16 protein-coding genes are annotated in these 19796 nt (G+C 64.8%); 10 read left to right on the top strand and 6 right to left on the bottom strand.

Annotation, left to right across the window (positions count from 1 at the left end; translation table 11 throughout):
• Nucleotides 1–199: 199 nt before the first annotated feature.
• Both HUT06_RS42840 and HUT06_RS42835 read right to left on the bottom strand, forming a co-directional pair.
• Complete coding sequence (locus tag HUT06_RS42840) at nt 200–1501, bottom strand: hypothetical protein (protein ID WP_176200921.1); 1302 nt, start codon at nt 1499–1501, stop codon at nt 200–202.
• A gap of 315 nt (nt 1502–1816) precedes the next feature.
• Complete coding sequence (locus tag HUT06_RS42835) at nt 1817–2746, bottom strand: hypothetical protein (protein ID WP_176200920.1); 930 nt, start codon at nt 2744–2746, stop codon at nt 1817–1819.
• 1313 nt (nt 2747–4059) lie between these two features.
• Between HUT06_RS42835 and HUT06_RS42830 the strand changes: the two genes are divergently transcribed.
• Together HUT06_RS42830 and HUT06_RS42825 are read left to right on the top strand one after the other, a co-directional pair.
• On the top strand, nt 4060–4554 hold the full coding sequence (locus HUT06_RS42830; protein WP_176200919.1) for a hypothetical protein: 495 nt from the start codon (nt 4060–4062) through the stop codon (nt 4552–4554).
• Nucleotides 4494–6002, top strand: a complete 1509-nt coding sequence (locus HUT06_RS42825; protein WP_176200918.1) for a hypothetical protein — start codon at nt 4494–4496, stop codon at nt 6000–6002. The genes HUT06_RS42830 and HUT06_RS42825 overlap by 61 nt, the downstream gene beginning before the upstream one ends.
• 421 nt (nt 6003–6423) lie before the next feature.
• Here HUT06_RS42825 and HUT06_RS42820 read toward each other — a convergent pair whose 3' ends face one another.
• Nucleotides 6424–6780, bottom strand: a complete 357-nt coding sequence (locus HUT06_RS42820) for a hypothetical protein (RefSeq protein WP_176200917.1) — start codon at nt 6778–6780, stop codon at nt 6424–6426.
• 413 nt (nt 6781–7193) lie between these two features.
• Between HUT06_RS42820 and HUT06_RS42815 the strand changes: the two genes are divergently transcribed.
• Nucleotides 7194–7952, top strand: coding sequence for an FkbM family methyltransferase (locus tag HUT06_RS42815; RefSeq protein WP_176200916.1), 759 nt, complete (start codon nt 7194–7196; stop codon nt 7950–7952).
• Here HUT06_RS42815 and HUT06_RS42810 read toward each other — a convergent pair.
• A complete protein-coding gene (locus tag HUT06_RS42810) occupies nt 7949–11449 on the bottom strand; it encodes an aminoglycoside phosphotransferase family protein (protein WP_176200915.1) in 3501 nt (1166 codons plus the stop codon). The two genes, HUT06_RS42815 and HUT06_RS42810, sit on opposite strands and share 4 nt — an antisense overlap.
• A gap of 230 nt (nt 11450–11679) precedes the next feature.
• On the opposite strand from HUT06_RS42810, the gene HUT06_RS44225 reads away from it, so the two are divergent.
• The gene (locus HUT06_RS44225; protein ID WP_217711149.1) at nt 11680–12099 is read left to right on the top strand and encodes a transposase; all 420 of its coding nucleotides are present in this window, start codon (nt 11680–11682) and stop codon (nt 12097–12099) included.
• Nucleotides 12096–13136 carry an IS3 family transposase gene (locus tag HUT06_RS42800; RefSeq protein WP_176195100.1) on the top strand — a complete coding sequence of 347 codons (1041 nt, stop codon included), beginning with the start codon at nt 12096–12098 and terminating at the stop codon, nt 13134–13136. The genes HUT06_RS44225 and HUT06_RS42800 overlap by 4 nt, the downstream gene beginning before the upstream one ends.
• A gap of 269 nt (nt 13137–13405) precedes the next feature.
• Here the strand turns inward: HUT06_RS42800 and HUT06_RS42795 are convergent, their stop codons facing one another.
• Together HUT06_RS42795 and HUT06_RS42790 are read right to left on the bottom strand one after the other, a co-directional pair.
• A complete protein-coding gene (locus HUT06_RS42795; protein ID WP_176200914.1) occupies nt 13406–13612 on the bottom strand; it encodes a DUF397 domain-containing protein in 207 nt (68 codons plus the stop codon).
• A 10-nt stretch (nt 13613–13622) separates the two neighbouring features.
• Nucleotides 13623–14480 carry a helix-turn-helix transcriptional regulator gene (locus tag HUT06_RS42790; RefSeq protein ID WP_176200913.1) on the bottom strand — a complete coding sequence of 286 codons (858 nt, stop codon included), beginning with the start codon at nt 14478–14480 and terminating at the stop codon, nt 13623–13625.
• A gap of 332 nt (nt 14481–14812) precedes the next feature.
• Here HUT06_RS42790 and HUT06_RS42785 point away from each other — a divergent pair, with 332 nt between their 5' ends.
• The 5 genes from HUT06_RS42785 to HUT06_RS42765 all read left to right on the top strand — a co-directional run bounded on the left by HUT06_RS42785 (nt 14813) and on the right by HUT06_RS42765 (nt 19504).
• Complete coding sequence (locus HUT06_RS42785) at nt 14813–15283, top strand: ATP-binding protein (RefSeq protein WP_176200912.1); 471 nt, start codon at nt 14813–14815, stop codon at nt 15281–15283.
• Between the two features lie 1201 nt (nt 15284–16484).
• Nucleotides 16485–16949, top strand: coding sequence for a plasmid mobilization relaxosome protein MobC (gene mobC, locus HUT06_RS45765; RefSeq protein ID WP_368407014.1), 465 nt, complete (start codon nt 16485–16487; stop codon nt 16947–16949).
• Nucleotides 16946–18487, top strand: a complete 1542-nt coding sequence (locus HUT06_RS42775) for a hypothetical protein (RefSeq protein ID WP_176200910.1) — start codon at nt 16946–16948, stop codon at nt 18485–18487. The genes mobC and HUT06_RS42775 overlap by 4 nt, the downstream gene beginning before the upstream one ends.
• 226 nt (nt 18488–18713) lie before the next feature.
• Nucleotides 18714–19280 (top strand): hypothetical protein, encoded by a 567-nt coding sequence (locus tag HUT06_RS42770; protein ID WP_176200909.1) that lies wholly within the window; start codon nt 18714–18716, stop codon nt 19278–19280.
• Nucleotides 19281–19291: 11 nt separating this feature from the next.
• Entirely contained in the window at nt 19292–19504 is a 213-nt protein-coding gene (locus tag HUT06_RS42765; protein ID WP_176200908.1) for a helix-turn-helix domain-containing protein, read from the top strand.
• Nucleotides 19505–19796: the final 292 nt, after the last annotated feature.

The following is a 19796-nucleotide window of genomic DNA, read 5'->3' as shown; positions in this document are numbered from 1 at the left end:
TGTGGAGAAGTACTCGATGTGCAGGGTTCGGGTACTGGTAGCGATCAACGCTGCCACGCGCCGATCACCATCGGACATCCAGGCCGCTGGTGACAACGCGGGAAGACATGTGCGCTCCTTACCACGCCAACCCGTTCCTTCTGGCAAGCGGACTGCCTCCAAGTGATGACACAAGCCCAAACGAAGGCGACAAAGCTCCTTAGGAGAGCAGGAAATCGACAGTACAGTTGATGCGATTGGCAAGGTCTTTATGTGTGTAGGGAGCACTTGCATTCAGCGTGCGCAAGTTACCTTCGAGGCCGTATTGAACGCGCCGGTGGTGAGCGCCGATTCCCTGAAACACTATCGGTACCATCTTGACGACATGGAGATCGGTCCATCCGGGGGTGACGAACCAGTCGCCCTGTCCTGGAAAGAAACGGTCGAACGCTTCAAGTGCCGTCGGTATCTCCTCGATAGGAATGCCCGAGTATTTCGACATCCATGCAAACTCCTCGTTCTGTCTGTCCTTTAGGTAGAATCCTCCCCATCCCCATAGAAATTGCTGCCAGAAGGTTGCGTAGCGTCTAAAATTGGGCTGCTCCCGTAGCCAGTCGATGCCCTCATGGAGCGAAGCCGGAAGTGTGTGATAGGTCAAACCCCGGAATATCCATTTTCCGTCATCGTGTATCAGTGGCGGTGGGCCATCCGGGTTGGCGAGTGCGTAGTCTACAGAGGCCTTAAGGATCGTGAGCCGGGCACGATGCTCGAAGTACATGCACGCCTGCAACTCTGGGTATCTCCCCTCCCGCAGAGCCGCCCTGTAACTGACGCTCTCGGTCGACGGCGTATGCGGGTCGAAGGCCCCGCCGTCGAGTTCGAGCGCATAGCCCAGCGTTAGCTTTGGATGGTCCCGGTATGCCTCATAAAGCATTGCCAGGGATTCTTCTGGCGCCCTGGCGAAAAAGGTTCCGCCATTGACTAGGCGATAGTACTTCTTCGCCTCCACGGCCCCTTCAGCTCCAGCCTTAGCATGAGCAATGATGGTCTTGACTAGCTTGCGCTCAACACTATACGAGTGCCGCCAGAGCCCAATGAGGTCAGGTTCGATAAAGGACCCGAAGCCATTGCTCTCAAAATGCTGTGGCGCAGAGCTGAAGTCGTCAAAACAGACGACATCCAGACCGAGAGGCGCCATACGTCTCGGCGCGGTCTCACGATCGCCCCACTTGGTGACAAAGAAGGCGCCGCGCTTGAGCTCCAAATATCTCATCCAGCCGATCACCTTAAATAGATCGTTGTACCCCCAATTACCGCCCTTAACTTCGATGAGCCGATGCAAGAGCTCATCCGAACTATAATCAGTAGTGAAGATGTCGAGCTCAAGGACGTCAGCCGGATCGGACTCCACAATCTGCTTCTCTACAAAATGACCCGATGCTTGAAATAGTGCAGCAATATAGTCTTCCAGTTCGTTGCCCGCTCCCGGTATGTTCGGCAGCGTTACGACCTTTCTGTCCATCAGCAATCCCTTCCTGACCTTACCGATTCTCAGATGATGTCAATTGAGGTTCGGATCGGACAGCATTAGGCCTAGGCGCATGCCGGGGGCGGTTCTGGTTTCCAGGCGTACACGTAGGGACGGGCCCGACTGTGGGCTGACCACGCCAGTGCATGCTCAAAGTCGGCTTCTGAGTGGAACACCGGCCTACGCCGCCGCAGATGCTCGACCCAGGTGCGATATCGCCGGTCCAACCGCTCCTCTCACACAAGCTATGGCCCCCTGATCGAGCGGTCCGGCGAACGCAGACATTCGCCGCGGTGGGGCCTGTTGTGGTCACGGTGTACTGAGGGACTTGGTGCCCTCCAGCGCTTCGGCCAGGCTGGGGCTGGTGAGTAGTTGATCTAGAAGGACCCAGAGCCGGCTGGCACGGTACTGCTTGCCGGTTGGAATGGGCATGCCCGGCAGTGCGGGGCCGAGTCGGTAGATAGCCACGGGTTGGGTGGTGTCCGGTGTGGCGGGAATATCGGGCCAGTGGGTTTGCAGGTTCGGTGCGATCTCGTAGTGCTGGACCCGGTTGACCTGCTGTACGTGCGCGTCCCACCGGAATGCCAGGAAGTTCGGTGCCGTCTTGGGCCAACCGCTGCCCCACCCGTAGGGATGGAAGTAGACGCCTTCGTCGACGACGAAGTCTCGGTAGGTGCGCAGCCCGCCATCGCCTGGGCGGCTGGTGCTGATAGCCACGCAGTAGGTCCAGGCGTCGGCAGGGTCAAGCACTTTGATCGCTCTCCTAAGGAAGCTGTGAAGTTCGTCCAACCACAGCCGCTGATGGCCGTGCGCCTCGTGGCGTGCCGCATCAAGGTCCTCGCGGATCAGTGCCCATGGCAAGTGCAGGAGCGGAACGCCTTCGATCGTGTCCGGAAGTATCTGTTTCGCCCAGGTCACGCTCGCGTCCGACAGGCTTACGAGCATTCCGCCGCCACGTTCGATGACTCGCGGCGCGTAGGCGCTCAGCTGTGTCTGATCGGGCAGTAGCCAACCTCGTTTGGCTTCAAAGACGATCAGTTCTGAGCCACAGTCGATCTCCAGATCGGTCCGGCCGAGCTCGTGTCTTGCTTCTAGCCGCAGCGAGGCGACGTTCGCGCCGACTCCGGGCCGTATCCGTAGCACCAGCCGGTGGAGCAAGCCCGGGCAACGCGCAAGTGCGAAGGCCAGAGCCGACGTCAAGTCGTTCTCGCTTAGGCCCAGCAGGTCGAAGACGGACACCACTCCATGGCCGTGGCGCGTCAACACTGGTGAGTCGTCTGTCACGTATCAGAGTGTTTCATCGCGAACCCGACCAAGCCGCCCTTACGGACGTTCTGTCTAAACCAGGCGTCAAAGTCCGCTCGTGCCGCCAGTCGGATGATTGCCAGCGATCTTGAAACCCCATCTCAGGACCAAACGCCGCCCTCCTGCCGATGAGCGCGTGTCGCGGGGTTGGTCAGGAGCGAAGCGAGCCGGCGATGCCGATGACGCATGCGAGCCAGCGAGGGGCGGCCCGATCACCGGGCGACCACATTCGCCGTCGACGACAAGCGCTCGGGCTGCTCGCGAAAAGTGGCCCCATGTTCGCGCGCTGGCAGCAGGCTCGCAGTGAGCGGGAGCCCCCTCTCCGCGGACCGGCCACGAGCCAGCCGGCGGATCATCAGCATGACCGCGGCCCAGACGATGTGCGACGTGGCGGTCTGGGCCAATCGGCGCGGGCCACGGCAGTACGCAACGCCGAGACCGAGCAACGCCAGCGGCTGCGGGATTCGGTTGGGGGCGGGAGACGCAGCCAAGGCGGACCGCGGGCAGGCGCCAGTTGGTGGTAGGACCCAATCCAGCCATGCTGACCTGGCCAATTTGGCGGGCATCGCCCGCGAGACCCTGCCCGCCGCGGTCCCGGGCGACTGCGGGGAGTGACCCACCGCCATCGCGCCGGGCGGCACGAGGTCGGTCGCGTTCTGGCCACCGGCGAAGCGCATGCAGGTCCGGCCCGTCATAAGAAGGGGACCGGACGAACGCAGTCCTTGTGGGGGACGCGTGTCTGGATGTGGATTCTCACGGGGCGGTGACGTTGCGGGCGTGGAGGGCGCATGCTCGTGGCAGCGCGGTCTTCGCCTCGGCCCAAGGAGCGTCGCCGTTCACACGTTCTTGTCCTGACCGCGCTGACCGCTCCAGCTGGTTGTCCCGCCGACCCATCGGTGCGGATCTGTGGTGGGAAATACCTTTTGGAGAAACTGTGGTCGAGGATATCGCAAGCCGCATCTCGCGACATCAGGACTTCCAGCGGCTCGTGGCCGCGGCGATGGAGCTTGCCGCCGCTCAGGCCGGCATCGTCAGAAACATGGATGCCGCTCAGCGCCAGGAGTACGCCGACAAGGCCGCCGCGCTGCGAGCCAGGTTGACGCGCGACCCCGAGTCGCGGCAGGAGACCCCTTTTCCGGGAGCTGGGCGAGCTTGTCGGTATCACCGACGCTCAGACACAGGCCCTGGTACAAAAGGCCGGGGCCGCGGCCAGGGCGTTCGTTCCCGCCTTTCCAGAGCTCAGGTCCATGGACGAACGCACCAAGCTGGACACGCTGACCACCGCGATCAAAGGCGACCCCGTCCTGGCCCGCACGGCAGAACAACTGGTGGCCACCCCAGTCGGCGCCGCAGAAGAGTCACCTGAGGCCTGCCAGACGATGTGCCAGGCGCTGCTCGTCCTTTTCATGTCCGCCGCCACCGCCATGCTGGCCGTCGGACTGCTCGGATGTGTTTGGCTGGGCTGGATCCCGCCTTTCATGGCGTTGTGCATCATGGGAGCGATCACCGCCTACACCGCGTTCAGGCGATCGTCTGGACCGTCTGCAACGGCTGTATGGCCAATTGAGGGCAAGCCGACATCGCCCGGTGACCACCCGGCGGGCGCGGCCTGCCCCGTACAGCGAATCAAGATTCGGCGAAGGCCCTCGCGTATCGCGGCCGATTCCCTAGACTCGATGGCATGTCGAGTACAGGCGAGGGTGCGTCCGGTGTCGGTGAAGGTTCTTCCGATGACGGGGTAGCGTCGTCGCTGGATTCGTCCGTGGTGCGCCTGCCTGAAGAGCGCACGAGCGACGAGTTGGACGGGATTGAGCCTGACCAGATCGTCGTTCGGATTACTGATGACCGTGCAGTCGTATTCGCTACTCAGAACGAGGCGCCGTACGCACGATGGGGGCGGAGACTCACCAACATCACTACTAGCGAGATGCAGTCTCTGCTGCAGAAGATGGACCCGGTGGCTCGTGCTGTCATCGAGACCAAGCGCTTGACCGGTGCTCTTGTTGAACTCCACCCCGAAGATCGCGAGATGTTCAAGCGCGGCTTCACAGCAATCAGCGAAGAGGGAGGTTGGCTTCAGGCGAACCTCCGCGACCGGGGTCAGGTCGCCCGGTTGATGCGGATCCGTCCAAGCACGGGCGTCGCCGTCATGTCGGGTGGAGCCTTGGTTCTCGCTGCTGTGGCGGCTCAGGCTCAGGCCGCCGAGATGGCCCAGGATATCAAGGCAATCGGGCAGCAAGTTGATCTGATCTACAAACACCAAAAGGACGACCAGATAGGCGCGGTCAACCATGCGGTCGAACAGGTCGAGGATCTAGTGGAGCTGCTTCGTGCCCATGCTAAGGACGGTATCCGCAAGAGTGATATTTCGGTGGCTCGAGACACCCTAGGTGATGCGAGGCACAAGTGCATGCAGCATCTGAAGACGGCGGTGCAGACCTTGGAGGACCAGATTCAAGGTTCCGTACGCCAGGCAGAGCAGGTCCTGAGTACGGACGCCGTAAAGGACGTCGTGCTCTATCTCCATCTTGCAGGAAGGCTCGATTCGGCAACCGTTCAGTTCGGTTACGCTCAGGTCGCCTTCGACTGCCACGAGGAGAAACCCGACGTTGCTGCGACCCGGGCCGCGCAGGTCACCAGGACCATTGACAGGTTTCGGGCCGAGATCGAGGACGTGCTGAAGCAACTCGGTCGGCTTGACGAAGACATTCGCGCGCAGTTCTTGCCGCTTTGGAAGCACGCCGGAAAGGAGATCGGCGCGAAGGTCGGCCTTGGGACAGTCGCCGGCGCAGGCAGCGGCGCCGCTCTGGCAGCCACGCCTGTCGCCGCCGAGGCAATCAAAGACAGCGTCGATGGAGCCGAGGGCGAGGGTGACGACACGAGCGCCGAGGGACAGCCGATTGCAAAATTTGCCGTTTACGGCGCTGTGGTCGGGTTCGTGGGCGGGTTCGTCTTGGGTACCAGAGACACTGTCCGTGAAGTCCGAGCGAGGAAGCCCCTGGAGGAACGACTTGGGCAGCTCGCAACTGCCAGCAGTCGAAGCCAGGAGATCACCGGCAAGGCGACGCCAAGTCTCGACTGGTTGCGCGCTTTGACCAGAGAGCTTGCTGAACCAGGTGGTTTGACCGACCCGATGATGTTGCCCGTCAGCGCAGAAGCGTCACCTGCCCTTGCCGAAGACGACAACTGAGAACGCTCGGCCAGGTGCTCCCGTTCCGGATTCAAAGCGCACGCACCTGGAACTCCTCCGCTGCCACTGTCAGTACAAGAACGGCCTGAAGTCGAAGTTCACAGGCAGACGTCCTCAGGGACAACGCACAGGCTCGTATCAGGGAGTCGTGGACCGATCTCGCGTTGCCTCTGCTAACGTCACCGAACGAGCCGCTCAGGTTCGCGGTCGAAACTGTGCGGCCTAGCGTGACGCAGGGGAGGGTTGAGGAGCTCCGGTTCAGGTTCTGGCCACCCGGTTCGAGACGTCGACCACGACGACTACGAGTGCGGTTGCGGTAGGCCCGGTGGTGAGCTGATGGACGGTCCCGGGCATTGGGAGCATCGGGTGAAAGCCACCCACGATGACCCGGTAAACGGCGTTTTGTAAAGGCCTGCGGGGTCTACTCGTCTCGTTCTCTGCGTCTTAGCTCGGCGAGCATCTTCTGCGTCTCGTTCGGCTCGCCCTTAGCCCGAAACGCCCTTTGTGCAGCTTCGACAGTCCGGGTTAGGTCGGTGGAGTCGGCGTCTTGGAGTTCAAGGGTGAGCTTCGCCAACTCCCTAATCCAATGGTCGCGCTTCGCAACCAGCGGGGATTCGATGTACTCGAACCCGGTGATCTGGAGCAGGGTCCATAGGTCTAGGTTTAGGTGTTCCTTCTCGGCTGCAAGACCGAGGGTGACGACCTCGTGGTGTCTGGGTTCGCCCTGGGCGCGCCCGTTGTCCCAGTCGGTGCGCGCTGGTAGGTGACGCCGGCCCATTCGGCGATCTGGGTGTTGGTGATCCCAGGACCTGCTCGCGAAGGTAGATGACGAGAGCTCGTCCGTTAGCTGGCGTGCCCGGACTGTAGAAGCATGAGCGTACGCAGCGGCTGGACAGCGGGGATGTGGCCTGAGACGGCCACCCGCACCACAGCGGGCGTGGGCCTTCTCACTGGCTTGAGATGCTCAGCCGCCTTGCCGCATAGGCGCCAGATTGCCTGAGCATGCAGATCCTGTTCGGGCATCAGTCCACTGTCTCCTCAGGGATAGCGGCATCTCCGGTCGTGATGGCGGGTAGCGACTTAAAAGCTTGGATCGGTACGGTTGGCCAAGCGGCCGGTGCTCCGAGTAACTCAGAGCCTCTTGCTGCGCCTCCCCGGTGGGGGGAGCGAGCACGTCGTACGGTTGGCGGTATGGGGTCGAACCTGCCCGCTGGGTGCGATCTGGTCGCGTATGGCGGGAACGCCGAGGACGTTGTGCTGATGCGGGCCTTCGGCGACCGGTCTGGTGGGTTCTTCGTGGATGTTGGGGCCGGAAACCCGGTTCAGGGATCGCTGACCAAGAACTTGGTGGATCGGCTCGGATGGCGCGGGGTCAACATTGAGCCGCTGCCCGAGCGTTTCGAGAGCTTGCGGACTGCCCGGCCGGGTGATGTGACGCTGGACGTGGCGATCGGGGAGCGGCCCGGTCCGGCGAGCTTCTTCCGGATCGTTCCAGGGCCGGGGAAGACCGGTGGCGGTGGCCTGAGCACGCTGGAGCGGGATGTGCTGGCGTTGCACCTTGCCGATGGATGGCGGTGTGAGGAGCTGCGCGTCGAGGTGACGCGGCTGGAAACGGTGCTGTCGGAGTATGCGCAGCCAGGGTTCGATCTGTTGAAGGTGGATGTCGAGGGGGCTGAGGCGTCGGTATTGGCCTCGGCGGATCTGGCGGCGTGGCGGCCGCGGGCGATCGTGATCGAGGCGACGGTGCCCTTGACCTCGCGTCCCAGCCATCATGAATGGGAGCCGGGCGTGCTGGCGGCGGGGTATGAGTTGACGCTGTTCGACGGTCTGAACCGCTTCTACGCGCGTGACGACGAGCCTGAGCTTCGTGAGCGGTTGTCGGTGCCGGCCAACGTGCTGGACAACTACATCCCGTATCGATGGGCGGTGCGGCTGGGCCTGGCGGTTTAGAGGCTCAGCTCGTCTTCCACTAGTGCCAGTAGGTCCGGATGGTTGTTGCGCAGATGACGGGCTATCCACTGGCCGTCTGTATCGAATAGTCCCAGGGGTACGGTGTCGACGAGGCGGCGCAACAGCATGAGCGGAAGTAGAGCGTTCAGGGCCGCGCGATCGACTTCGCCGTAGCCCTCCAGGAGTGGCTCGGTCGACCCGCCGTGTGGAAGGTCTACGGCAAGGGCCCAGGCCAGGTCGAGCATCGGCGGGCCCTGTTCGACGGCGCCGGGGTCCAGGACGCCGGTGAGGGTGTCGCCATCGAACAGCGCGTTATGGCCGACGGCAACATCCCCGTGGATCGGCGTCATTGGCATCGCTTCGCAGGCGTCGCTGAGATGTTGGGCGAGAACGGGGTAGGCGCGGGGGACGGCGCGACGTGCCCAGCCGAGTAAGACGCCAAGCGCGCCGGGGTCGTCCAGCCGCAAGCCGGCGGCCGGGCTGTGCGAGTGCCACGAGCGCAGCATGCTTCCCAGCGCGCGCTGCTGCTCGAATGTCGGGTGGTCGTTGTGTGTTCCAGGTAGCCGTTCGAGGACAGCCCACCAGGTGCCGCCAGGGGCGGTGCCGTAGTCGAGGAGCTGCGGGGCCGGGATGCCGGTCGCGGTGCGGAGTTGCTCCAGGTGCAGAGCGGTCTCCAGTCGCTCGTGGGCGCGGCGCTGGAGTTTGATGATGGTGCGTTCCCCGTTGATGATCCCGTCGTCGTCGGCTTGCTGGACGGGCGGCCCATCGAATGCCGGAGAGGCGGACGCCGACCGCACAGTGCGATCGAGGACATCGCCGGGTAGCCGGTTGGTGGGGATGAACGCCTCTTGGTCAGCCACGTCGAGCGGTGCGCACACACTACGGTGCTGGCGCCGAAGCCGGTCTAGGGGCTCCTTCCAACGCTGTAGGGCGGTGTCGGTGCTGTCCAGCCATTGCAAGGCCGCATCCCGTGGGGCAGGGATGCTGGCCCACCAACTGGTCACTTGGACCCAGACGGGTAGGCACTCGGGTTGCAGGCCTTGGGAGGATGCGGCGAGTCGCGTGGCGATGGCCGTGGCTTGGTCGATGCGTCCGTCGGCGGCGTATTGCAGTACCCGGATGGCTTCCGCGGGGGTGAGTTCCCCGGTGGCGCCGAGGTCTTCGTACTGGCGGGCTGCGCTTTCCAGGAGGTCTGTGGCCTGAGCATGCTCGCTGCGCAGGGCGTGAGCCATGGAGGCGGCCAGGTCGCACTGGGCCACACCGATCAGTTCCCCGACGGAGGAGTTGAGGTCGCGGGCGCGGGGGACGAGGGCGAGGGTGCGGTCGGGGTCGTACCACATCAGTGCGAGGGCCAGGTGGCGCAGGGCGCGGGCTTCCCACAGAGGCGTTCCCGCAGCTTGGGCGGCTTCCAGCGTGGTCTCGAAGAGACGGGCGGCGTCGGCGAAGCGGGCGTTGTGGATATAGGTGTGGCCGAGCATGTCGGCGACGCGGATGCGGTCGAGGCCCTCGTCGGTGGCCTTGTCCATCAGTTCGGCGACCTGCCGGTAGTCACCGCGGCGAAGGGCGTTGTCGGCCAGGCCGAACAGAGCGCTCGCGCCGATCAGCGAGCCGTCGGGCGTGATCGCCGACAGGTGACCGATCGCTTCGTTGAGGTGTCCGGCGACGTGGGCGCGGGTGCCCAGCTCCCAGCGGTAGTAGTCGGCGAATGGGTCGGTGGACTCGGGCGTTGCGTGCTCACCGACCAGCCTCTGCATCGCTTGGTAGCGGTCCTCGGCGTTGAGGTCGCCGCGGGTGGTCAGCCGGGCGACGGCGGACAGGCGCGTCAGCTCGGGTATCGCTTCCGGTGCGGGTAGGGACGCCAGGACCTGCCAGTGGCCGGCGACGCTCAGGCTATAGGCGAGGTCGGCCAGCACTGGCGGCAGTACGTCGTGCTCGATCGCGGCACGCAACAGCAGTAAGAACGCGGCGACGGTCCGGCGGCTCCGCTCAGCCAGCGAGGCCGACTCATCCTCGTCCCAGATCGACAGCGCGACCTTCGCGAGGTGGCTGATGGCGCGCTGCAGGTGTTCGCGGCGCTCGCCGAGTGTCCATCCGTCGGGGGTGTGGGCGTCGCAGTCCAGGACACTGCGGCGCAGGTTGTCATGCAGCCGATAGGCAGGCCACACCGACTCCTCGCGCCGGACGAACGGGCGGGAGGTGAAGGCCTCGATGCGCCGGCGGCGTATGCCCGGGAGCATCGCCTGCAGCAGGTCGGCATCGAACGCTTCGAGCAGCGCGGCGGCACGCAGGAGGTCACGATCGGTCTCCGACAGGTCCCTCATCGTCCGCAGCACCAGCTCGGGGAATCCGAGTCCGAACATCTCCGGGGGTGGCGTCTGGCCGCGCGCGAGGTATTGCCCGTACAGGCTCGCCGACAGGTCCAGATACAACGGTGACCCGCCGGATCCGGCGATCATCCGGTTCCGCACCCCCTCGTCGATCGCGGGGCGGTCGTCCACGGTCAGCCGGGTCGTCAGATACTCGTCCGCGGACACCGGATCGAAGCCGTCCAGCCTGAGCTGGACCGGTCCGGCGAGATCGGGCCAGCGGTGCGCGCCGCCGTAGGTCAGTCCAAGGGCACGGACCGGGTCGTGCCAGCCCAGCGGCAACCGGCTGGCCGCCAGGAACGCCACGTTCGGCATCAGGTAGACCAACCGCGACACCAGGTCCTCCAGGCCGCCGCGCTCGGACGGCAGCCCTTGGACGATCTCCAGGGTGTCGAGAACGCACACCGCGAGTACGGGCCTCTTGGTGCGGGCGCGTTCCAGGTCGGCCGACAGCAGAACGGGCATGTAGCCGAGCATCCGGTCGGGGTCGGGCTCATCAAGGATCGGGTCGAGCGCGGGCAGCTCGTTACGCAGTGACTTCAGCTTGGCCTTCTGCGCAACGGTGCGTCCGAGCTTGTCCAAGACCTGATAGGTGACGCTGATCGCGCCGAACCCGCCGAGGAGCTGGTCGACGGTCCCGCTCACCTGATCCGCTGCCCGCCGTCCGTCCACCGATCCCTTGCCGAGGAAGGCGGCGAGCGACTCACCCGGATGCTTGCGCTCCCAATAGAGGGCCAACGCGACGTCGAACGCCGGCCAGCTACGCGCCAGCGGTCCCAACCCAGCCCGGACGCGCAACAGCAGAGACTCGAAGCTGGAGGTGTCGGGGTCCGCGAAATCCAGGACGGCGCACGCCCGGTTCTTCGGAAGCCCGTCCAACTTTCCCTGAACCGCGAGGTCGGCGACGTGACGCGTCAGCGTGGACTTGCCGATGCCGCCCTCTCCAGCCAGCGCGAGGATGTTGGCCGCGGGCCGCTGGAAGTCCATCAGCGCCGGGACAGGCCACTCACGTGCGGAGTGCTCGATCAGCCAGCGATGACATCGACCGATCTGCTCTTCCCGGTTGGTGAACACCTCATTGGTGGCGAACGGCGCCTCAGGCCCGTAGCCGAAGAACTGATCGATGCTCACCGGAACACCCGATCACATGCGACCACCGATGACAACGCCGCCTGCAGCCCGTCTGGTTCGGCAGTCTCCTCACCCTTGAGGGCCTTCTATGAGGCAACTGCGCGCTATGTCGACGATTTCGCCGCCCACGCACGCCGGTGCCCTCTGTGTCAGGCTCAGATGGGACACGAGGGGATGAAGTTCCCTAGCTGATGTAGACAGGGCGAGAACGGGTACTGAGCAGAGTGACGATGACCAGCCACGATCTTCCTTCCGGTGACGGGCCGCGGACCGGCCGGCCCAAGCGGCGGACCTTCAGTGCCGCCTACAAGTTGCGGATGGTCGAGGAGTACGACGCGGCCGAGCATGGCGACAAGGGCGCACTGCTGCGCCGTGAGGGACTTTATGAGTCCAGCGTTCAACTGTGGCGCCGGCAGCGCGACGCCGGTGAACTGACCGCTGCGGGAACGAGCCGCCCGGCCGCCAAGAAGGAGAAGACGCCGGAGCAGGCCGAGTTGGAGCAGTTGCGCAAGGAGAAGGCGCGGCTGGAGCGGCAGAACGCCGCCATGGCCAGAAAACTCAAGCAGACCGAGGCCGCCCTGGACATCATGGGAAAAGGTATCGCGCTCTTGGAAACAATGTCCGAGAGCGCGGACACCGAGAATTCGTGACCCGCTGCCGCCACGAAACCCTTTCCCTGCTGGTCGAGCATCTGCCGATTCGCTTCGCGTGCGCATTGTCGGGTGTGCCGCGCAGCAGTTTCTACCGACGGCGGAACCCGGCGCCGGGAAACAGTGAGCCGGCGGAGCGGCCGGCGCCGCCGAACGCGCTGAGCGAGAGCGAACGGGCCGAACTGGTCGAGATGCTCAACAGCGACCGGTTCGCCGACAAGGCACCCCGACAGGTGTGGGCTGCGCTGCTGGACGAGGGGGTGTACCTGGCGTCGGTGTCGACGATGTACCGGGAACTACGCAGGCGTGACCAGGTCCGGGAGCGGCGCGCCCACGCCCGGCACCAGGCGCGCACCAAACCGTATCTGGCCGCGCACGCCCCCAACCAGATATGGAGTTGGGATATCACGAAACTGCCAGGTCCGGGGCCACGCCAGTTCTATGACCTGTATGTGATGCTCGACATCTTCTCCCGCTACGTCGTGCACTGGGAGATCCACCTGCGCGAGTCAGGTGAGCTGGCCGAGCAGTTCATGCAGAACTCGTTCGCCGCCAACGGCGGGATCGTGCCCGGCACCATCCATTCCGACAACGGGACCTCGATGACCTCCAAGCCGGTGACGGCACTACTGGCAGACCTGGACATCATCAAGTCCCACTCCCGCCCGAAGGTGAGCAACGACAACCCCTACAGCGAGGCGCAGTTCAAAACCTTGAAGTACTGCCCGGTGTTCCCTGCCAGGTTCACCTCGCTCGACGAGGCCGAGACGTTCTGCCACCATTTCTTCGACTACTACAATCACCGGCATTACCACGCCGGGATCGGGCTCCACACGCCGTTCACCATGCATATCGGCACCGCACAGGCGATCCAGCACAACCGAGCCGCCACGATCGCAGCGTTCCGCGCGGCCAACCCGCGACGGTTCACCCAGCCGCCCACGCTGCCCAAGATCCCCACAGTCGCGCAGATCAACCGACCCGACGAAGACCCCACCGACCCGAGCAGCTCTGACCAGGAGAAACAGGCCGCCTAACGATCACTGGCCCCTGTCCCGTTTGACTTGACACCTACCGGTGGGCCGATGCATGAGTCGCCGAGGAGGCATCTAGCGTCATCGACCGCGTGACCACCGTTGAGCGTGACCTCGCGTACGAGGAAGCGCCCATGCACTGCGACGTCTGCAAGAAGGCCAGCACCGCCCTCCTCTACCTGGACGAGTAACAGTCCGCATGGTCCCTCCGCTGCTGCAGGGGAAGGACCCCAAGTGCTTGCGGGAGCTCGGAAGCGGCCCTCTGCGCCGGCTCACCTCCGGTCGAAAGTCCCAGCCTTGATCTGATTCCGGAGATTCCGCCAGGTTCGACCTTCGAGGACGAGCTTGGGACCTTCCGGATCTTTGGAGTCGCGTACGGCCGCGTAGCCGCTGACACCGGCCAGCTCGACGCACTGATCCGTCGTCTGCTGGCTGCGCGTGCTCTTGATCCAAGAAGCTTGGCTGAAATCCGGAATCATGCTTACTTGTCTACCCGGTCTGGTGGCGACGGGCGATGGCTTTGATCAGGTCGACAGATGCCGCAGGGCTGAGGGCGGTCGCGCTGAGGTGCTGGAATGCAGTGGTTGTGGCCTGGACATCGGCCGCACGTTCCAGAAAGAGGGTGCCCGAGACGCTGTCGACATAGGCGACGTCGGGATCCAGGCCGGGGAAGGTGAAGACTCCGATCATGCCGCTCAGTGAGGCGTGTGGACCTGCGCTGAACGGCATGACCTGGATGTCGACCCCCGGGTGGTGCGCCATCTCCACCAGGTGCATGAGCTGCTCGTGCATGACGTCGAGTCCTCCGATCTCGCGGTAGAGCGCGGCCTCGTCCAGCACTGCCCAGAGCCGAAGGCCGCCTGCCTCAGTGATGACGGCTTGTCTCTTCAGCCGAAGGCTGAGGCGGCGTCCGATCTCGTCCTCTCCCAGCGTCAGCGGGCCAGCACGGGTGATGATCGCTCGCGCGTAGTCGGGGGTCTGCAGGAGACCCGGGACGGAGGAGGGCTGGTACGTCCGTAGCGACTCGGCCGCTGACTCCAGGCCGATGTAGGTCCGGGCGTTCTTGCTCAGCATGTCGCTGTAGGGCTGCCACCACTCCTTCTGCCGCGCCGCCTTGGCCAACTGGACGAGTGCCTCACGAGTGGCGGGATCGTGAACCTCGTAGAGATCAAGGAGGTCCATGACGTCCGACCAAGGGACGGAAATCCGCCCCTTCTCGATCCGAGAGACCTTCGCTCCATACCAGCCCAGCCGCTCGGTGACCTGGTCACCCGTGAGCCCTACCGCCTCACGCAACTGACGGAGTTCCATGCCGAGTTGTCGGCGTCGGACCGTCGGAGAGGTCACCGCGCCACCTCTTCCATCTCAAGAGAAATTTCACGAGAGCAGTTGCACACGAGTATGCCACCCAGCACACTGACGGTGTGCGGCGAGTCACAGTATGTGGCGGACGTTGCTTCAGCAGACGTTGATCTTGTCGACGCAGAGGCTGTCGTCGCTGATCAGAGACCGCCGCGCGGCCGGGCTATGGATTGGAGCCCTCGCCCGGTCGCGCGGCCTCACTCCCAAGGGAGGTATGGATGAGGATAGCTTCGAGGGCGCTGGCAGCGCCCCATCTCCAGAGCCCCGAGAGATCTTCCAAGACACTCGGCACTACGGGTGGCAGCACCCTTTCCGTCATGCCGGACCTGGACGGCGCATCGGTTGCCTCAACGGCACCAACGCTGTGCCAGGCCACCGCCGACGGAGGGAACAGCGAAGCTGACAGGGATGGTCACTTCTGGCGCGTTGACGTCCCGGGCGTGACCGATGCGGTGCCCTTGCTGCGTCGTTGGGTTCGCCTGCTCCTGGCCGACGACGCGGAACTGACCGAGGCGTTCGAACTGATCGTCAGCGAGTACGGCACCAACGCGCTGTGGCACTCGGCCAGTGGAGGGCCCGGCGGCCGGATCGGGGCCGAACTCTGCATCAGCCGCCGACAGACGCGCCTCACGGTGTTGGATGACGGCCCTGTCCCCGCTCGGACCGACGAGGAAGTCGATCCCGCCGAGCACGGACGCGGACTGATCCTTGCGAATGCCTACGCCGACGAGACAGGCCAGTACGACTGTGCCGACGGCCACGCCGCCTGGGCCTTGATCAACCGCTGAGACCGGGACGCGCGCCGCACCCCCATGGTGCGCGTCCTTTGCCGGCCGTCCCCCCGGCCGGCCCGTCGTGCGGTCGGTGGCTGATTCCCCCCGGAATTCACCGGCCGCACGACACCCATGAGCCATCCATCACCTGACGAGCGCGCTTGCCGCGTTCGCTCTGGAGGTGACGTCATGACGTGCCGCGAAAACGCCCTCCGTCCCAGCGGCTTCTCTGTGGCGCCTGCCGCTGCGTGGAACCGTGCACTGGCAGAAGAAACCGATCTCGACCAGGCCGTGGAGCTCCTACGGCGGCGTTACCCCGGCCTGTGCATCTATTGGGGCGAGTACACCGGCTCCCTTTGGGTCTTGCTGCCTGATCAGCTGGTCGAGGCGAAGACCGCCTTTGACCTCGCGCGACGCCTCGATGCGATCCTTGAGCGCTCCAATACCGCGAGTGTCGGAGACCGCCATGTCCAGCGCGAGAGTCCGGCCTCTCGGGCAGCGGACGGGACCTGGGCCATGCCGGAGAGGAAGGCGCCTTCCACGGCAGGTCAGCCCCGACGCATCGTCTCGGCATCACGCCGTCGGCGTAGCAGCCTCCTCCGTCGCGTCCTGGTCAGTTGCCATCGCATCCTGACGGGACATTCGAAGGCGGCGCCTCACCCCTGTTGAAGCGCCGCCACGAGGCGGCGGCTTCTTGGCCCTCGGAGCCGTGACCAGACCTACGGCTGACACGCCGTGGGTGAGGTAGAGGGCCGTGACCATGAGGAACAGCCATATCGGCTAAGAGGAACCCGGCCTCCTCAGGGTTTGCGTGACTCGATCGCCTCGGGCTTGAGGTTGAGGGCAACGCAGGTAGCACCCTCCAACTCCCCTGGCCTCCATCGGGTACCAGAACCCGTACTGCTCGGCGTCTCCGTCGACCGTTCTGGCGATGAGGTATACCGCATCCGGGGGACGCAATGCACGCTTGCTGTTCACCAGAGAACAAACGTCGGCAAGTTGAACGGCGCTTTGTATTCGAGGAGAGTTAGCCTGTTGGCGGCCTCAAGGAGAGCCGAATTAGCCATAACTCTGTGGTCCGCCCCGACCCGCCGCAACAGCATAAGATATCGAGAATCACGCGCTGGCACATTTGGCAGCTCCGGTGGTTAGAGGCTGCAAGGTAGGACTGTGTCGCGACACGTTGTGGATTAATAGAAATCCATCGCGCACACTCATGTGGTGCGGACCGGGCGCGGTCCTGAACGAGTCGATCGGAGGTGGAGCGACGAGCGACGAGAAGCTCAACCAGTCACGCAAGCTGCAGCGACGTTCTCAGCTTGGCGGAGGGCGCCGACGGGACCGGGAGATGAGGTTTCGAGTCAGCGACCAGGAGTACTCGGAAATACGCGCAGCCGCCCAACGAGCAGGAACCGCCTACGGAACATTCATCGTCCACACTGTACAGGCTGCCACCCGGCAGAACAGATTGGGACAGCAGTCGACGGAAGAATTGTGTGAAGAACTACGCGGCATCGCGCGACAATTGAACCGAATCGGAGTGAACCTCAATCAGCTGACGCGCATCGCGAACGCGACAGGACAGGCGCCTGGCGAACTGACTGCCGCATTGTCGTATCTGGAGATCGTCCTCCGCAGAGTGGACGCCTCATCTGTCGAGATCGGTCGGCTCCTACGTTGATCGGCAAGGTGACCCGCGGCCAGGGCGTCGCAAGGCTGCTGTCCTACCTCTACGGCCCCGGCCGCCGCAACGAGCACATCGATCCCCACATCGTCGCGGGTTTCCGACTCCCCATGGCTCTGGAACCCGGCACCGACGCCAGAGGAGACTGGGACTTCCGCCACCTGGTCGGTGTCCTGACCTCCCCGCTCGACACCCTCCGGCACACGCCCCTGGCGTTGCCGATCTGGCAGTGCTCGATCAGAGCGGCCCTCACAGACCGAACCCTGTCGGACGACGAATGGGCCGACATCGCCGAGGAGGTGATGCACCAGACCGGGTTCGCGCCGCGGGGCGATGACGAAGCATGCCGCTGGATCGCAGTGCGGCATGCCGACGACCACATCCACCTCGTCGCCGTCCTGGCGCGCGAGGACGGACGCAACCCCAACGTCCACCGCGACTACTACAAGGTCGCCGACGCCTGCCACATCGCCGAGGAACGCTACGGCCTCACCCGAACCGCGCCCGCCGACCGCACAGCAGCGCCCCGACCGACCCGAGCCGAGAGAGAACTCGCCGACCGCCAGAACTGGCCAGAGCCGCCTCGCACCACCCTCCGCCGGCACGTAGCCACCGCAGCCGCCGGAGCCGAAACCGAGGGCGACTTCTTCGCCGCGCTCGAGCATGCAGGAGTGCTGGTGAAGGTACGCCATAGTGCTCGTACACCCGGGGAGATCACTGGTTACGCCGTTGCGCTCCCGCATCACCACAATGGACAGAATCAGCCAGTCTGGTTCTCCGGCGGACGGCTCGCCGCCAACCTCACGCTCCCCAAACTCCGCAAGCGCTGGTCGGTGCCGCAGGAAGGCAACCGCTTCGACCGCCGGCCCTTCGGCGGGGTGGAGCTGACCCACGAGGAGCGATCCGCTGCCTACCAGCAGGCCGCCCGAGCCACCGCGACTGCCACGTGGCAGATGCGCCATATCCAGGACCCGGCCGTCCGCGCCGACGTGGCCGCTGCGACCTCCGACGTCCTACACGTGACCGCGGCCGTCACCGGCAACCAGGAACTCGCCCGTGCCGCCGACTTCTATGACCGCGCAGCTCGCGAACCTTACGGACGCCAACCACCCCTGACTCCCTACGGCACGAACCTCCGCACGGCTGCCAGAGCACTGGCCCTATCCGGTATCCGAGGACAACGCGGTACCCGTCCCAGCCTCGCCGGCGTCCTATTCCACCTGGTCGTGCAGCTCGCCGCCCTGATCGAGGCGATCGCGGAGCACCGGCAGTTGCAACAACGCGCTGCCCAGGCAGCTGCTGCCCGCAAGGCCGCCGCTCAGCTCAGCAGACTCAGCCGACCAACTCCGCGGCCACCTTCTCCAACGCTGCCACGGACACCATCGAACTACACGGCGGAGCAGAACGCGGCGCGCCTCGCTGCGACGGGCTTTCCAATACCCCTCAGCCACCAGCTCGCAGACAGCCCGTACCGGATCAGCGCTCCCACACCAACGCCCCCTGGCCCTCACCGCCGCAGTGGCCCATCGCCGTAACCCGATCACGCAAACCCCGGCGCCACGCCGTCATGGTCGTAGCGCGAAGATCAGCGCCTCTGCATACTAACGGAGCGTAAACGACGCCAACGATGCGCAAGCAGTGCATCGGTGCAGCGTCCGCACAGGTAGAGCTGCACCACCTCACGACCAACACGCAAGAGAGGCGAAGCCATGACCGACCACAGCCCCCAAGCGGGCCTCGTATCTACAAGGACACATTCACATGACCGACTACAGGCGGGCTCCCGCTGCCGCTCGTAACGACGACCAAACGGCGGACCTCGCGAGCAACCTCTACGAACACGTCCGCCAGCTCAACTACGCCACGGCTGGCCCTCCGAGTCTCACCCTCCCCGGCACCGCGTACACCATCCTCGGCAACCTCAGCGCAGCCACCTATGGCCTCGATCAGGTGCTCGACCAGATCAACCACTTCTTCCTCCGGGAGCTGCAAGCCGACCGTCTCGGCCACGACCAGGCCGAAGACCTCGCTGACGTCCTGAGCCGTCACGTCCAAGCTCTAGCCGAAGCCAGGCAGCACGCCCGAGCTCTTTGCGCGGCCCTCAGCGATGCCCAATCGGCCATCAACGCCGTCCACTCCCGCGCCACCCGCGGACGAGAAGCGCCCCCCACCATCGAGACCAAACCCCATGTGGACGACGCTGGAGTGGCGGCGGCGGCCAACGACTTCCCCAGACCGATCACCGATCCGACGCTCCTCGCACCGCCTCCTGCCGGCGCACAAAACCGTTTCCTCCGCACCCGCCGCGCGAACACTCCGGAGGCCTGAGCATGGAGCCGATGACCCACGAGGAGCTCGCAGCCCTCCCCACCACAACGACCATCGAGGCCGCCGCCCGAGCCCTCGGCCTCGGCCGAACACGCGCTTACCAGCTCGCCCGCGAGAACCGCTTCCCCTGCAAGGTCATCCGCATAGGCACCACCTACCGAGTCGTCACCGCCGACCTCCTGCGCCTCATGTCGAGCAACGACGACGCCCCAAGGAGTGTCTAATAGACGGCGGATCGGTGATCAAGGAGACACCAGGTGACCGACGCCGTCATTGAGGATGAGTCTGAATAGTCGGTCCAGGGGCCTTCGAGCGTGGCCTCGGACGAGCAGTTGATCTCGATGCAGGTGGAGGTGCTCGGGCGCAGGGGCTGTAGCTGACCGGAGAGGGCGAGCTGCTGCATAAGCTGACCAAGCGGGGTGCTTGAGTCCGCCCTGGAGGGCGAGATCACCGACCACGTCCGCGGCTTCGCGGCCATGATGACCGAGCTCGGAGGCGACCGCCTCCTGGATTGGA

It is taken from the genome of Actinomadura sp. NAK00032 (genome assembly GCF_013364275.1).
Classification (GTDB): Bacteria; Actinomycetota; Actinomycetes; order Streptosporangiales; family Streptosporangiaceae; genus Spirillospora.
The sequence above is the reverse complement of the archived record's forward strand: the minus strand, read 5'-3'. Positions and strand labels throughout refer to the sequence as shown.